General features: G+C 66.7%; 14 protein-coding genes. 5 read left to right on the top strand and 9 right to left on the bottom strand.

The features are described 5' to 3' along the window. Window positions 1-20 precede the first annotated feature (20 nt). Window positions 21-1,049 (bottom strand): LacI family DNA-binding transcriptional regulator, encoded by a 1,029-nt coding sequence (locus TVC13_RS12025; protein WP_422401429.1) that lies wholly within the window; start codon window positions 1,047-1,049, stop codon window positions 21-23. A 164-nt stretch (window positions 1,050-1,213) separates the two neighbouring features. Between TVC13_RS12025 and TVC13_RS12020 the strand changes: the two genes are divergently transcribed. The 5 genes from TVC13_RS12020 to TVC13_RS12000 are packed head-to-tail and all read left to right on the top strand — an operon-like array spanning window position 1,214 to window position 7,699. Further along, entirely contained in the window at window positions 1,214-2,524 is a 1,311-nt protein-coding gene (locus TVC13_RS12020; protein ID WP_422401428.1) for an ABC transporter substrate-binding protein, read from the top strand. Between the two features lie 12 nt (window positions 2,525-2,536). Next, complete coding sequence (locus TVC13_RS12015) at window positions 2,537-3,490, top strand: carbohydrate ABC transporter permease (RefSeq protein WP_422401427.1); 954 nt, start codon at window positions 2,537-2,539, stop codon at window positions 3,488-3,490. Continuing rightward, window positions 3,491-4,309 carry a carbohydrate ABC transporter permease gene (locus TVC13_RS12010; protein ID WP_422401426.1) on the top strand — a complete coding sequence of 273 codons (819 nt, stop codon included), beginning with the start codon at window positions 3,491-3,493 and terminating at the stop codon, window positions 4,307-4,309. It abuts the gene before it with no gap. 3 nt (window positions 4,310-4,312) lie between these two features. Next, window positions 4,313-6,697: a beta-glucosidase family protein gene (locus TVC13_RS12005; protein WP_422401425.1), complete on the top strand. Its 2,385-nt coding sequence runs from the start codon at window positions 4,313-4,315 to the stop codon at window positions 6,695-6,697. Between the two features lie 9 nt (window positions 6,698-6,706). Next, the gene (locus TVC13_RS12000; RefSeq protein ID WP_422401424.1) at window positions 6,707-7,699 is read left to right on the top strand and encodes an acetylxylan esterase; all 993 of its coding nucleotides are present in this window, start codon (window positions 6,707-6,709) and stop codon (window positions 7,697-7,699) included. On the opposite strand, the gene TVC13_RS11995 is transcribed toward TVC13_RS12000, so the two are convergent. From TVC13_RS11995 to TVC13_RS11960, 8 genes are all read right to left on the bottom strand, one after another. Then, window positions 7,682-8,050, bottom strand: a complete 369-nt coding sequence (locus TVC13_RS11995) for a hypothetical protein (RefSeq protein WP_422401423.1) — start codon at window positions 8,048-8,050, stop codon at window positions 7,682-7,684. The genes TVC13_RS12000 and TVC13_RS11995 overlap by 18 nt on opposite strands. Next, window positions 8,047-9,147, bottom strand: a complete 1,101-nt coding sequence (locus tag TVC13_RS11990; RefSeq protein WP_422401422.1) for a serine hydrolase domain-containing protein — start codon at window positions 9,145-9,147, stop codon at window positions 8,047-8,049. Before TVC13_RS11990 ends, TVC13_RS11995 begins: the two co-directional genes overlap by 4 nt. After that, window positions 9,147-9,656: an ArsR/SmtB family transcription factor gene (locus TVC13_RS11985; RefSeq protein WP_422401421.1), complete on the bottom strand. Its 510-nt coding sequence runs from the start codon at window positions 9,654-9,656 to the stop codon at window positions 9,147-9,149. Before TVC13_RS11985 ends, TVC13_RS11990 begins: the two co-directional genes overlap by 1 nt. 53 nt (window positions 9,657-9,709) lie before the next feature. Continuing rightward, on the bottom strand, window positions 9,710-10,282 hold the full coding sequence (locus TVC13_RS11980; protein ID WP_422401420.1) for a hypothetical protein: 573 nt from the start codon (window positions 10,280-10,282) through the stop codon (window positions 9,710-9,712). Between the two features lie 19 nt (window positions 10,283-10,301). Next, a complete protein-coding gene (locus tag TVC13_RS11975) occupies window positions 10,302-11,450 on the bottom strand; it encodes a zinc-dependent alcohol dehydrogenase (protein WP_422401419.1) in 1,149 nt (382 codons plus the stop codon). A gap of 84 nt (window positions 11,451-11,534) precedes the next feature. Continuing rightward, window positions 11,535-12,152: a GNAT family N-acetyltransferase gene (locus TVC13_RS11970; protein WP_422401418.1), complete on the bottom strand. Its 618-nt coding sequence runs from the start codon at window positions 12,150-12,152 to the stop codon at window positions 11,535-11,537. A gap of 7 nt (window positions 12,153-12,159) precedes the next feature. Then, window positions 12,160-13,560: an FGGY family carbohydrate kinase gene (locus TVC13_RS11965; protein ID WP_422401417.1), complete on the bottom strand. Its 1,401-nt coding sequence runs from the start codon at window positions 13,558-13,560 to the stop codon at window positions 12,160-12,162. 62 nt (window positions 13,561-13,622) lie between these two features. Beyond that, a partial coding sequence (locus TVC13_RS11960; RefSeq protein WP_422401416.1) for a TIM barrel protein occupies window positions 13,623-14,434 on the bottom strand: 812 nt, incomplete at its 5' end.

The following is a 14,434-nucleotide window of genomic DNA, read 5'->3' as shown; positions in this document are numbered from 1 at the left end:
GGCCTAGGCGGGACCAGACCCTAGCTGTTCCCGGACGGCGGAGCAGCAGTGCTCTGCCGGATGACCAGGGACGTGGAGAGGTCCAGGCGCGTGTTCTTGGGCTGTTCCCCGTCCCGCAGCATCAGCACCATGCGCGCTGCCTCCTCCGCCATCTCAATCAGCGGCTGGTGCACGGTGGTCAGGGCAGGCGAGGACCAGCGGGCCACCTGAAGATCGTCGTAGCCCACTACGGAGAGCTGTTCCGGGACCGCGATCCCCAGCTGCCGGGCGGCGTCGAGCACCCCCAAAGCCTGCAGGTCACTGCCGGCAAAGATGGCCGTGGGGCGGTCCGGCTGCGCGAGCAGGTCCAGCGCATGGTCCCGTCCGCCGTCGACGTGGAAGTTTCCGTACCGGACCAGTTCCGCGGCGAAGGGCAGCCCGGCGGTGTTCAGGGCTGAACGGTAGCCGTCGATCCGCGCCAGCGAGCACATCAGGTCCTCCGGCCCGGTAATGGCAGCGATCCGCCGGTGCCCGAGGTCGATGAGGTGCCGTGTGGCCATCATTCCGCCCGCCCAGTTGGCCGAGCCCACCGAGGGGACATCCGGCGCCGGGTCCCCCGCAGGATCGATGATCACAAACGGTATGCCGCGGGATTCGAGCAGGCGGCGGGATTCCTGTGCCAGGTCCGCGAAAACCAGTACGACGCCGGCGGGACGGCGGGCGATCACGCCCTCCACCCACTCGGGCCCGGGTGAATGCCGGGTGCCGCTTTCGGTGAGCACCACGCTCAGGCCGTGTTCCCGCGCGACGTTTTCAACGCCGCGGATGATCTCCAGCGCCCAGGCACTCTCGAGCTCATGGAACACCAGCTCCAGCAATCCGGACTTGGTGCTGCGCCCGGCCCGGCGCTGGTAGCCGTGCCCGTCCAGCAGTGCCTCAACTTTCGTGCGGGTTTTTCGCGAAACATCCGAGCGCCCGTTCAGGACTTTCGAAATCGTGGACAGCGAGACCTCAGCCTCGGCCGCAAGTTCCGCCAGGGTAACGCGCCCAGCCGCAGGCGTTTGTGCCATGTGTTTCTCCTTCATGCGAAAGTCCCCGGCGCGAAGACGCAGCCATAAAGTGTTGCGCATCACATCCCTGCATCCTAAGCTAGCCGCATTCCAGAACTTTCGGCAAGTGTTTCGAAACTTTCGGGACGCGCTTCCCGGAAGACCTTCCAGTGAGGAGCAGTTCAATGAGGAACAACCGCAGCTGGCTGAAACCAGCTACCGCAGCAGCGGGTGCGCTGGCACTCAGCATGTCGATGGCCGCCTGTTCGAACAGCGGAGAATCCGCTGCCAGCAACCGGCCCGAAAATGAAGTCCATGTACTGGTCTACGGCGACGCCGGCAACGACGTCGAACGGGCCATGGTGGACAAGTTCAACGAAACCTCGGACGTCAAGGTTGTCCTGGACACCATCCCCGGGGCCGACTACCAGCAGAAACTGCAGACCGTCATCGACACGGACTCCGCCCCGGACGTGTTCTTCAACTGGGGCGGCGGATCCATTACCGACTACGTGGACGCCGGGCTGCTGATGCCGCTGGACGACTTCATCGAGGAGGAACCCCAGCTTAAGGATGCCTTCCTCCCCTCGGTCTTCGACACCGCTGTGGTCGACGGCCAGGCCTACGGCATACCCATGCGCGGCACCCAGCCGGTGATGCTCTTCAGCAACGAAGAGGTCCTGGCCAATGCCGGCGTCGACGGCGCCCCGGAAACCTGGGACGAGCTGCTGGCTGCCGTCGAAAAACTGAAGGCCGCCGGGGTAACGCCCATTGCGCTGGGCGGAGCCGATGAATGGCCCACCCTGATGTGGGTCGAGTACGTCTACGACCGCGTGGCCGGACCGGAACTCTTTGAAAGCGCCCTCGCCGGGGATACCGAGGTCTGGGACTCCGAAGAAAGCCGTGAAGCGCTCGGCATGCTCCGCGAGCTGGTGGACGCCGGCGCGTTCGGCAGCAACTTCCAGTCCGTGAAGTTCACCGACGGCGGTTCAGCCTCGCTGCTCTCCAGCGGCCAGGCCGGCTTTGAACTGATGGGTTCCTGGGCGTACTCCACGCACCAGGACGCTGCACCGGAATTCGTGGAGTCCGGTTCCCTGGGCTACAGCGAGTTCCCTACCATCGACGGCGGCAAGGGCGACCCGCAGAACCTGGTGGGCAACACCAACAACTTCTACTCCGTCCTGGCGAACACCCGGTACCCGGACACCGTCCGCGACTTCCTGAAGCTGATGTACTCGGACGAGTTCGTCCAGGAGCAGGTGGCAATCGGCAACCTGCCCACCACCACCAACACCGAGCAGTTCCTGGACCAGTCCGCCGATCCGGACTATGCCCGCTTCCAGTACGGACTGGTGGAGCAGGCCCCCGCGTTCCAGCTCTCCTGGGACCAGGCCTACCCGCCCTCGGCCACCCCTGCCATCCACGGGGCCATGTCCGACTTCTTCAGCGGACGGATCGACGAAGACGGCTTCATCGCCGCCATGCAGGGCCTGTAGGAACTACTCCTCATGACTGCCCTGCTTCCTCCGAAGCCGCCGGCGCTGCCGGACGGATCCGTCCAGGACCGTCCGGCAGCGTCCGGCCGCTCGGCCCGCACACCCCGCCCCGGGTTGGCCTGGACCCTCCCGGCCACGGTGTTCTTCCTGCTCTTCGCCGTGGTTCCCCTGATCGCCGTCGTGGTGCTCTCCTTTATGAGCTGGCGCGGCATCGGCGACCCAAAGTTCGTTGGAATGGAGAACTGGCAGGAGCTCGCCGGGGATCCAATCATGCTCAAGAGCCTCTGGCTGAGCCTGCTTTTCATCGTCCTCGGTGTGGCCACCCAAACTCCCGTGAGCATGCTGCTGGGCGTCTGGGCAGCCGGACCGCAGCGGAACCGCGCCGTCCTGAGCGCCATTTACTTTGTTCCCCTGCTGCTCTCCTCGGCTGCCATTTCTGTCCTGTGGCGGGCCCTCCTGGACCCCAACTTCGGCGTGCCGTCCCAGTTCCGCTGGCTCTTTGGCGACGGCAACCTCTTTGGCCACCAGGCCACCGCGATCGGCGTCATCATCTTCGTGAGCATGTGGCAGTTCACGCCGTTCCACACACTGATCTACCAGGGTGCCGCCCGGGCCATTCCACAGGTGCTGTACCAGGCCGCGGAAGTCGACGGAGCGGGGCGGGTGCGCACGTTCTTCAGCATCACACTGCCGCAGCTGCGCAACTCGATCATCACGTCCGTGATCCTAATGGTCGTGGGCGGACTGACCACCTTTGAGACGGTGCTGATCCTGACCAACGGCGGGCCCGGCACCGACACCACCATCACGGCTTTCTACATGTTCGAGCAGGCCTTCCGCCGGTTCGATTTCGGCATTGGAGCCGCCGTCGCCCTGGTCCTGGTGGTCGTGGCCACCACCATCTCGCTGATCATGGTCAAGGTCTCCGGCTACGACAAGATGCGCAGCACCATGGAAGGAGTCTGAATGCGCACGCGCCCCAACTACATCGCAGGAGCGGCCGCCGTCGTCTGGCTCCTGATCGTTGCCCTGCCGTTGTACGTGATGATCGCCGCCAGCGTGCAGACGCGAAGCGAGTTCAGTGCCGGCGGGCCGCTCTCCTTCCCCACCAGCTTCACGCTGGAGAACTACGTGGGAGTGTTCCAGAGCGGGTTCGGGCTCTACTTCCTGAACACCCTGATTGTCACCGGCGGAGTGGTGGGGATCGTGCTGCTGGTGGTGCCGCCGCTGGCGTACGCCATTGTGCGCAGCCAGTCCCGCACCACCACCCTGGTGTTCCGGTTCTTCCTGCTGGGCCTGGCCATTCCGGTCCAGGCGGTGATCGTCCCCATGTTCTACCTGATCAACACGGTAGGCCTCTATGACACCCTGCTGGGCATCATCCTGCCCACTGCGGCGTTCGCCCTGCCGATCTGCACGCTGATCCTCTCCGGAACCATGCGGGACATCACCCCTGAGCTGTATGAGGCAATGGCCGTGGACGGAGCCGGAACCTGGCGGACGTTCGTCCGGCTGGTCCTGCCGCTCTCCAAACCCGGCATCTCAACGATCGCCGTCTTCGCCGCCCTGCAGGGCTGGAACGGTTTCCTGCTGCCGCTGATCCTGACCCAGTCGGAGTCGACCCGGGTCATCACCCTAGGCCTCTTCAACTTCCAGACCCAGTACGGAATCAACGTCCCCGGCATCCTCGCCGCCGTGATGCTCTCCATGATTCCCGTGCTGCTGGTGTACCTCTTTGCACGCCGCGCACTAGTCCAGGGCCTTATGGGCGCTGGCGGAAAGTGACCCATGTCGAACACCACCACCAAGCGCGTCCTCTGGCGGGACGCCTCCCTCTCCCCCGCCGAGCGCGCGGATGCCCTGCTGTCCCAAATGACCCTGGAAGAAAAGACCGCCCAGCTTATCGGAGTGTGGGTCGGCGCCTCCGCCGACGGCGCCGAGGTGGCTCCGCACCAGCACGAAATGAACGAACCGCCGGACCTTGAGGCGCTGCTGCCCGCCGGACTGGGCCAGCTCACCCGCCCGTTCGGCACCAAACCGGTCGACGCCGGAGCGGGAGCACTCTCGCTGATGCGCACCCAGGAACGGATCGCCGCTTCGAACCGGTTCGGCATTCCCGCCATGGCCCACGAGGAGTGCCTGGCAGGGTTCGCTGCCTGGGGCGCGACGGCGTATCCGGTTCCCATCGCCTGGGGCGCCACCTTCAACCCGGGCCTGGTCCGGCGGATGGCAGCGGCGATCGGAACCGACCTGCGCCGGGTGGGAATCCACCAGGGACTGGCACCGGTGCTGGATGTGGTCCGCGATGCCCGGTGGGGCCGGGTGGAAGAAACCATCGGCGAAGACCCGTACCTGGTCGGCACCATTGCCACGGCCTACATCCAGGGCCTGGAGCATGCCGGGGTCGTCGCCACGCTGAAGCATTTCGCCGGCTATTCGGCCTCCCGTGCCGGCCGGAACCTCGCACCGGTGTCAATGGGCCCGCGGGAATTCGCCGACGTCGTCCTGCCGCCCTTCGAGATGGCCGTGCGGGAATCCGGCGTGCGCTCCGTAATGCACGCCTACACGGATACCGACGGCGTTCCCTCCGCGGCCGACCGGTCCCTGCTCACCGGACTGCTGCGGGACACCTGGGGATTCGAAGGCACTGTGGTGGCCGACTACTTCGGCATCGGCTTCCTGCAGGACCTGCACGGCGTGGCAGGGAACCGAGGGGAGGCCGCGGCGGCTGCCCTGGGCGCCGGGGTCGATGTGGAGCTGCCAACGGTCGACGCCTACGGGGAGCACCTGCTCAAGGAACTTGAAGCCGGCCGGGTTGATCCGTCCCTGGTGGACGCAGCCGTGCGCCGGGTCCTGCTGCAGAAAATCGGCCTTGGCCTGCTGGATGAGGACTGGAGTCCGGTTCCGGAGGCGCTGACTGCCGGTGCCTCGGACCTCGAAGCCGTCCAGTCCACGGTGGACCTGGATCCCCCGGAAAACCGGGAACTGGCTCGCGAACTGGCGGAAGAGTCGGTTGTCCTGCTCAGCAACAACGGCACCCTGCCGCTGCTCTCGCCGCGGCGCATCGCCGTCGTTGGTCCGAACGCGGAGAATCCGATGGCGTTCCTTGGCTGCTATTCATTCCCGGCCCACGTCGGCTCACAGTTCCCTGACATTGCGGCGGGCATTGAGCTGCCCACGGTTGGCGGCTCATTGGAGGCGGAGTTCCCGGACAGCAGCATCGCGTACGTCCCCGGCTGCGGGATCGATGATCCCGATCCTTCCGGGATTGCTGCCGCGGTGGCAGCGGCGCAGGAAGCCGACGTCGTGATTGCCGTCCTGGGTGACCGCGCCGGGCTCTTTGGCCGGGGCACCAGCGGCGAAGGGTGCGACGTCGAATCCCTGGTGCTGCCCGGCGTGCAGCAGCAGCTGCTGGATGCCCTGCTGGATACGGGCACGCCGGTGGTCACCGTCCTGCTGACCGGCCGCCCCTATGCGCTGGGGCAGGCTGCATCCCGTTCCGCCGCCGTCGTGCAGGCGTTCTTCCCGGGCGAGGAAGGGGGGCCCGCCATCGCGCGGGTGCTCAGCGGCGCGGTCAATCCGTCCGGCCGGCTGCCCGTCAGTGTGCCTGCCACGCCCGGGGGCCAGCCTGCCGGCTATCTGGCCGCGCCTCTCGCGGGGCCAACTGATGTATCGAGCATCGATCCCACGCCGGCGTTCGGCTTTGGCCACGGCCTTAGCTACACGCAGTTCGCGTGGGACTCGCTGTCCGTGGAAGGCACCGAGGTCAGCACCGCCGGTGAAGCTGCTGCCGCGCTGACCGTGACCAATACGGGAGAGCGCGACGGCGTGGAGGTGGTCCAGCTCTACCTGCACGATCCGGTGGCGTCCGTGGTCCGTCCCGTAAAGCGGCTCATCGGCTACGCCCGGGTGCCGCTGCGCGCCGGCGAATCCGCGCGGGTCCGGTTCACCGTGCCGGCGGACGTTGCCTCTTTCACGGGGGTGGATGGGCAGCGCAGGGTGGAGCCGGGAGAACTTGAACTGCGTTTCGGTGCCTCCAGCACTGACATTCGGCTGAGCACCGGAATTACGCTCACGGGACCGGTACGCTCGGTGGACCATACCCGGCGCCTGCACTGTGCAGTTCATGTGGAGGCAGCGGAAGCAGGGCCGGTAGACGTCACGGCCCCGTAGGAGGAATTCATGTATACGGATCTGCCCGCTGACCAGCTCACCACATATCTGGGAAGCCAAAGCGACCCCGCGGGGTTCGACGATTTCTGGGCGCAGACCCTCGAAGAAGCGCAGGCCCATCCGCTGGGCCTGATCCTGGAACCCGTCGAGACTGTGCTGTCCACAGTGGACGTCTGGGACGTGACATTCAACGGCTACGGCGGTGAACCAATCCGCGCCTGGCTGCGGGTACCGTCCGGAACCTCCGGCCCGCTGCCCGGCGTCGTCCAGTTTGTGGGCTACGGCGGGGGGCGCGGCGACGCGCACGAAAACCTTTTCTGGGCGTCCTGCGGCTTCGCGCACCTGGAGATGGACACCCGCGGGCAGGGGGCGGGCTGGAGCACGGGCGTTACCCCGGACGCCGCAGGCAGTGCCGGACCCCAGGGCCAAGGCGTGATGACCCGCGGCGTCACCGATCCCGGGACCTACTATTACCGGCGGCTGACCACGGACGCCGTCCGGGCTGTCCAGGCCCTGCGGTCACTGGACAGGGTAGATCCCGCCCGTTGCGCGGCGGTGGGCATGAGCCAGGGCGGCGGGCTGGCAGTGGCCGCCGCAGCGCTGGCACCGGAGCTGGCGGCCATCGTAGCGAAGGTGCCCTTCCCCTCCGACATCCCCCGGGCACTGCAGGTCACGGATGCGTACCCGTTCCGGGAACTGGTTGATTATCTGGCGATCCACCGCACCCGCGTCCAGCAGGTGCACCAGACGCTGCAGTACTTCGATTTGGTCAACTTCGCCAAGCGGGCCGGGGTCCCGGCACTGTTCTCGGTGGGTTTGATGGATCAGATAACGCCGCCGTCCACCGTCTACGCGGCGTACAACAACTACTCCGGGCCCAAGGAGCTGCAGGTGTGGCCCTTCAACGGGCACGAAGCCGGCGGGATCGAGGACGATGTGGCTGCTGTGGCCTTCCTGCGCCGGGTTATGGCCAGCCCCGGCGGCTCAGCCGGAAGCGACTGACACAGCCACTGCCGCGGCCAGCAGCACGGTATAGCCACCGAGCGTCGCTGTCCCCGGTTCCCGGGGCTGAGGGGCGTTCGGCAGGGCGTCCCAGCGGATCACTGCGCCGGCGGTGCCCGCCGCCAGGGCAGCAACGGAGAGAACCCAGAACCAGATAGTGACCGGTGACCAGTCGATGACCAGCCTGGCCAGGACCACCATAAACGCGATCTCCAGCAGGGCCGCCAGCAGTGTCCGCCTGCTCCGCGCCGCCGCCCACCGTCCGTCCGGTTTCCAGACCGAAACGGGCACCCGGACGCAGTACAGCATCAGTCCGGCCCCGGCGATCCAGGCCACGGCGGAGGCAATCATTCCGGGCCTCCGGCCAGCAGCTCAAACACGGCATCTTCATGCCCGGCGGAGACGTTGGAAAGCATGACGACGGCGCTGCCGGATTCCCGGTCCAGTGCCACCATGGACCAGAAACCCCCGGTCTGTCCGTTGTGCCAGGTGATCTCCCTGCCCTGGTGTTCCTCGGTGATCCAAGCCAGGCCATACCGCCGGTCTTCATGGTTCCACTGCGGTTCAACGGCATCGGCTCCCGGGGCAGTGCCGTCCAGCTGTGCCTGTGCGTAGCGCACCAGGTCAGCCGCGGTGGACCGGATTCCTCCGGCCGGGGCGGTGCCCTTCATAGTCCAGGCGCCTTCCCGCATGCCACCGCTTGAGCGTCCAGTGGGTGCGGCACCGGGCAGGTTCTCCGCGGTGAGCGGCGCATAGGTGTTCTTGAGCCCAAGCGGATTGAGAACCCGGTCCTGGAGCAGTTCTTCCCAGGTTGAGCCCGCAGCCTTGGCCAGCAGCTGGCCGAGGAAGGCATAGCCGAGGTTTGAGTAGGCTACAGAACCGCGGCCGTTCAGCCCGGCAGTCTGTGCCTGGGCCAGAACCTCTTCCGCAGACGCAGTGTATGGATCACGGTTCAGGGCCTGGCCGGCCAGCAAACCCGCCCAGGCGCCTACTCCGGTTGCCAGCCGCGGCAGGCCGGAACGGTGGCTGGCCAGTTCGGCCAGCGTCACGGTGCCGATCTCGGCGTCGGGGTCCCGCAGGTCGTTCCCCAGGATGTCCGCGACGGTGGTCTCCAGGGTGACCTCGCCGCGGGCCACGGCGTCTGCCAGCACCGAGGCGGTGAACGTCTTGCTCACTGACCCGATCTCGTATTCGGTGTGCTCGTCGGCGCCGAAGCCGGCGTACCGGACGCTATCCCCGTTGACGTAGGCGACGCTGATCTGATCCGCCGGCGCGCTGAGGAGCGGGCGCACCCGGTCGGCCAGCGCGGTATCTCCGGTGATACCCGTGGAGAGCTTCGGGGGCCACGGCGCGGCGGCGAGGCCAAAGACCAGGACGACGGCGGCTGCGGCACTGCCGGCGAGGATCCGCGGTGTCAGCTTCCGGGAACGCGTGACGGTTTCTGGCATCAGTTGCCTCCTGTGGCAGCGGTAAGAATAGCCAGCAGCGGAATCACCCGTGCGGCGGGGACGCGGTAGCGGGAGCGGGCATGGGCGGCCAGCCAGCCCTGGGCGCTGAGCAGGTTCACGTGGTGGTAGATCTGCCCTGCGGTGCCGGCACCCAGTTCTTCCGCCAGCGCTGCCACGGTTTCCGTTCCGCCCAGGACGGCACGCAGGATCGAGAGCCGCACCGGGTTGCCCAGGGCGGCGAGGGATTCGGCGAATGGTGCCCAGTCGACGTCGAGCAGGTGCCCTGTCTCCAAGCCGTACTGGTACTCGTACCGCTCACCGGCCGGCGTGCTGGCGGTACCGGCGAACAGGACGGCTCCGGGATCCGGGTAGCGGTCCCGAATGCCGTTCAGCGCCCAGAACACATCATCTGTCTCGGGACGGGCCTGCGGCGGGGCCGCCGTGAGCTGTTCTTCCAGAGCAGCAACCCGTTGCTCGAGTGCCTGCAGGCGGTCTTCTTGCGAACTCATTCGTCAAGATTTACGTAATTCCTGAAGTTCGTCAAGGATTACTGAAAATAGGCTTAGCGCCGCAGTCGTTTCAGCGCCCGCACTCCGGCGAAAACTGCGCCTCCTGCCAGGACCCAGGGGGCGCCGACAAGGATGGGGTCGATCCATGCGTGGTTCACGTCCGCCCTGCGCCGGCCTGCCCGGGAGGAGAATCCGCCGCGGCGGAACTCGCTGAGGACGCCGGTCTCAGTGATGGGATTATCCGGGTGCAGGGTGGCGAGGGAGGTCACGTGCGCGCCGAACGCGTCCACCCGGTCCGCAGCGAGGAGGATCAGCCAGTGTGCTGCCCGTGCTTCGCTGTAGCGGCGGTAGGCGTAGCGGCGCATCATCCCGGAAACGCCCTTGAGCGGGACGGAGGTGCCGAAGACCGGAGTGAGCCGTTCATGCTCGATTGACCGTTCCCGCGGGTAGGTTTCCTCCTGCCGGTCAGGAAAGTCCCAGTGCGCGCCGGTGCGCCCGGGGTCGAACTGCAGCTTGGGGACGGAGGGCCGGTCGAGCGGATTCAGGTCCGCGCCCCAGCCGGGGATGCGTGCCCGCAGTTCTTCGGCGGTGGGGACAGGAACAGGGTTGCGGGCGGTGTAGGCCATGGCTGTTCTCCTTTGCGGTTCAGGATGCGCTGGGCACAATAACGGGCTTGATGCAGCCATCTAGTTTCGAGGAGAAGATGTGGTAACCCTCGGCAATGTGCTCCAGCGGAATGCGGTGGGTGATGATGTCGCTCGGCGTGAGGTAACCGTTGCGGATGTGCTCGAACAGGCGCGGCCACTGGCGTTTCATGGGGCACTGGTTCATATTCAGGGTCAGGCCCTTGTTCATGGCGTCGCCGAACTTCACGGCGTTGAAGATGGGGCCGTAGGCACCCATGACCGAGACGGTTCCGCCCTTGCGGACGGAGTCGATGGCCCAGTTCAGGGCGACTGCGGAGCCGCCCTGCAGCTTGAGTTTGGTGCCGGTAACGTGCTGCAGGAAATTTCCGTCTGCTTCGGCACCCACGGCGTCGATCGCCACATCCGCACCCAGATAGCCCGTGTCTTTCTTCATCTGGACCACGATGTCGTCGTATTCAGTGAAGTTGTAAGTCTCGGCGTGGGCGAATTCCCGCGCCTTTTCCAGCCGGTAATCCAGGTGGTCAATCACCAGCACCCGTCCGGCACCCATCAGCCACGCGGATTTTGCGGCGTACAGGCCCACCGGCCCTGCACCGAACACCACCACAGTGTCGCCTTCCCTGATATCTCCCAGCTGCGCGCCGAAGTAGCCGGTGGCCAGCGCATCGGTGCACATCAGCGCATCTTCATCCGCCATCCAGTCCGGAATGAGGGACGGCCCGACGTCAGCGAAGGGCACCCGCACATACTCGGACTGGCCGCCGTCGTAACCTCCGGTGGTGTGGGAGTAGCCGTACAGCGCTCCGACCGCGGTGGCATTTGGATTCACGTTGTGGCAGTTGGAGTACAGTCCGCGGACGCAGAACCAGCAGGAGCCGCAGTAAATGTTGGCCGGGACCATCACCCGGTCCCCCGGCTTGAGGTTCTGGACGGAGGAACCCACCTGCTCGACGACGCCGATAAACTCATGTCCGAACGTGGTTCCAACCCGGGTGTCCGGCATCAGCCCGTGATAAAGATGCAGGTCAGAACCGCAGATGGCAGCGAGTGTCACCCGAATGATGGCGTCGTTGGGGTGCTCCAGACGGGGCATGTCCTTTTCTTCAACCCGCACCTTGTACGGGCCGCGGTAAACCATTGCTTCCACTGATCCTCCTCATCGGTGAGCGGATAGTAAGCAACCTTCACATATCCGTTTCGGAGTGGTCAACCGCGGAGGCGGAGGCGTCTGCTACCACAGCTGGCCCGGCAGCTTCAGCTTCTGCTTTGGCGGGAACCGGGCGTCGAACGCGTTCACGTCTTCATCGCGGACGTCGTAGCCGGGAGGGTCCCGGTAGGTCCAGGGACCCCCGGCAAGGTAGCCGTCCTGCAGTTCCAGCGCCTGAAGGTAGGGCGTGGGTTCGTCCCGGGGAACGCCGTCGTAATACACCCCCAGGGACTTTGCCTCCGCAAAGCCGAACCGGCGGTAGTAGTCCGGGCTGCCGGTAATGACGACGGCGCCGAAACCGCTTTCGGCTGCTTCGGCCAGGGTGTGCCGGATCAGCGCCGCACCATAGCCGCGCTTCTGGTGTCCCGGCAGCACGGAGACCGGCCCGAACACCAGAACCGGCAGTACGCCCCCGTCCTCCCGCCGAAGCTCGGCACGGCTGTACATAATGTGGGCAACGATCCTGCCGTCCGTTTCCAGGACCTGGCTCAGCTCCGGAACGAAATCCGGCAGGGCGCGGTAACGGTGCAGCAGGAAGTGTTCAACAGCCCCCGGCCGGTACACGTTCCAGAACGCTTCGCGGGTCAGGTTCTCCGCTTCGGAGTAATCTGCGGGGGTTTCCCGGCGGATGGCGGCGTCCATATATCGCTCAGTACGTGCGCTGAGCGGCGGCCCGGTAGCGCTCGAGGACCTCCGGAGCCGGCGGCGCGGAGACCGTCAGCGAGTCCTGGGTTTTCCACTCCGGCCAGGCACCGGTAAGCACTGCAGCCGCCTGGCGGGCAGCGCCGTCGGCCACGTATTCCCCGGGCTCCGGCACGTCCACCGGCATTCCCAGCACGGAGGACAGCGTCTGCTGCATGGCTGCAGAACGGGCACCGCCGCCCACCAGGATGACCCGCCGCGCTTCGATCCCCAGCCCAGTGACTGCGCGGAAGGCGTCTGCCAGCGAGCACGCCACTCCCTCGAAGGCGGCGCGGGCCAGGTTGGCGGGGGTGTAGTTGGCCAGCGTCATGCCGTGCAGGCTGGCATTGGCCTCCGGGAGGTTGGGCGTGCGTTCGCCCTCGAAGTAGGGAACCAGGGACAGCCCTCCCGCTCCGGGCTCAGCGGCAAGGGCCAGTTCAGTCAGGGCCGGAAGATCGACGCCGAGCACCCCGGCCGTGGCGTCCAGCACCCGGGAGGCGTTCAGCGTTGCGGCCAGCGGAAGGAAGTGACCGGTAGCATCAGCGAACCCGGCCACGTGGCCGGTGATGTCAGCGGTGGGGTCCTCGGTCACGGCGAAGACGGTGCCGGAGGTTCCCACGGACACCACAACATCGCCCACAGTCGCGCCGACGCCGAGCGCGGCACCGGCGTTGTCCCCCGTTCCGGGGCCGATCAGGGCCCCGGAAGGAGTCTGCAGGCCCGGTTCAAGTGGCCCGAGGACCACGGGGAGCGCCGGCACGTGCCCGAGCGTGCTTTCCAGGACTTCAGGCAGGTACTGGCCGGTGGCCGGGGACCAGTAGCCGGTGCCGGAGGCATCGGAGCGGTCCGTACGCAGTGCCGCCAGTCCCCCGGTGCCCGGGCCGTGACCGGCCAGGCGCCAGGACAGCCAGTCGTGCGGCAGGCAGACGGCAGCAGTGGCGGCCGCATTCTCCGGCTCGTTGTCCGCCAGCCACTTCAGCTTCGCAGCGGTGATGGAGGCAACCGGCACGGTCCCCGTGGTTTCCGCCCAGTAGGCCGCGCCGTCGGGCCCGGCACCCTCGATCAGGTCCCGGGCCGATCCGGCTGAGCGTGTGTCATTCCAGAGCAGCGCATCGCGGACAACGGCCCCGTCGGCATCCAAGCAGACCATGCCGTGCTGCTGCCCGGACACGGCCACCGCGGCGACGTCGCCCAGGCCGCCGGCTGCCGCGGCAGCCTCCAGCAGTGCCCGCCACCAGTTTTCCGGATCCACCTCGGTCCCGGGCGCATGCCGGGCTGTTCCCTGACGGTGCAGGGCCCCGGTTTCGGCGTCGCGGATCACGACCTTGCAGGACTGCGTGGAGCTGTCCACTCCTGCGACAAGCGGCATAACGGACCTTTCAACAGGCGGAGCGGGCTTCGGTGCCCGGAACCAGGAATGCTAGCAAACGCCTACCGGGCGCCGAGCAGGTGCTCCAGGGCGAGCTGGTTCAGCCGGATGAAGCCGAAGGAGCGCTGGGCCGCGGCATCGGCGTCGAACTCCTCGAACGACGCGGTGTCCGCGAGCAGATCCGCCGTGCTCTCCCCTGCTGCCAGCGTGGGTTCGGCCAGTTCGCCGACGCCGGACGCGGCGAGGGCTTCCTGGACTTCCGGGTCGGCGCGGAAGGACTGCGCGCGTTCCTTCAGCAGCAGGTACATGGACATGTTCGCAGCCGCTGATTCCCACACGCCGTCATATCCGTCGGTCCGGGAGGGCTTGTAGTCAAAGTGCCGCGGACCCTCATAGACCGGGCCGCCGTTGGGGAAGCCGTTCTCCAGCAGGTCCACGGTGAAGAAGGCACTGGTCAGGTCTCCGTGGCCAAAGACCAGGTCCTGGTCGTACTTGATGGACTTCTGGCCGTTGAGGTCGATGTGGAAGAGCTTGCCGGCCCACAGGGCCTGGGCGATGCCGTGGGTGTAGTTCAGGCCAGCCATCTGCTCGTGCCCGGTTTCGGGATTCAGGCCCACAATGTCCTGGTGCTCCAGCTGGGCGATGAAGGCCAGGGCGTGTCCGACGGTCGGCAGCAGGATGTCGCCGCGCGGCTCGTTGGGCTTGGGCTCGAGGGCAATCCGGAGGTCGTACCCCTGTTCCTTGATGTAGCCCGCAGTGGTGTCCACGCCCTCACGCATCCGGTCCAGCGCTGCGGAGAGATCCTTGGAGCCGTCATACTCGGCGCCCTCCCCCCCCAGGCACTTATACACAACACCCAGCCCCCGAGCCAAGG

It is taken from the genome of Arthrobacter sp. 3Tela_A, assembly GCF_049311025.1.
In the GTDB taxonomy this organism is placed as follows: Bacteria; Actinomycetota; Actinomycetes; order Actinomycetales; family Micrococcaceae; genus Arthrobacter_B.
This window is presented reverse-complemented; position numbering and strand designations above follow the sequence as displayed.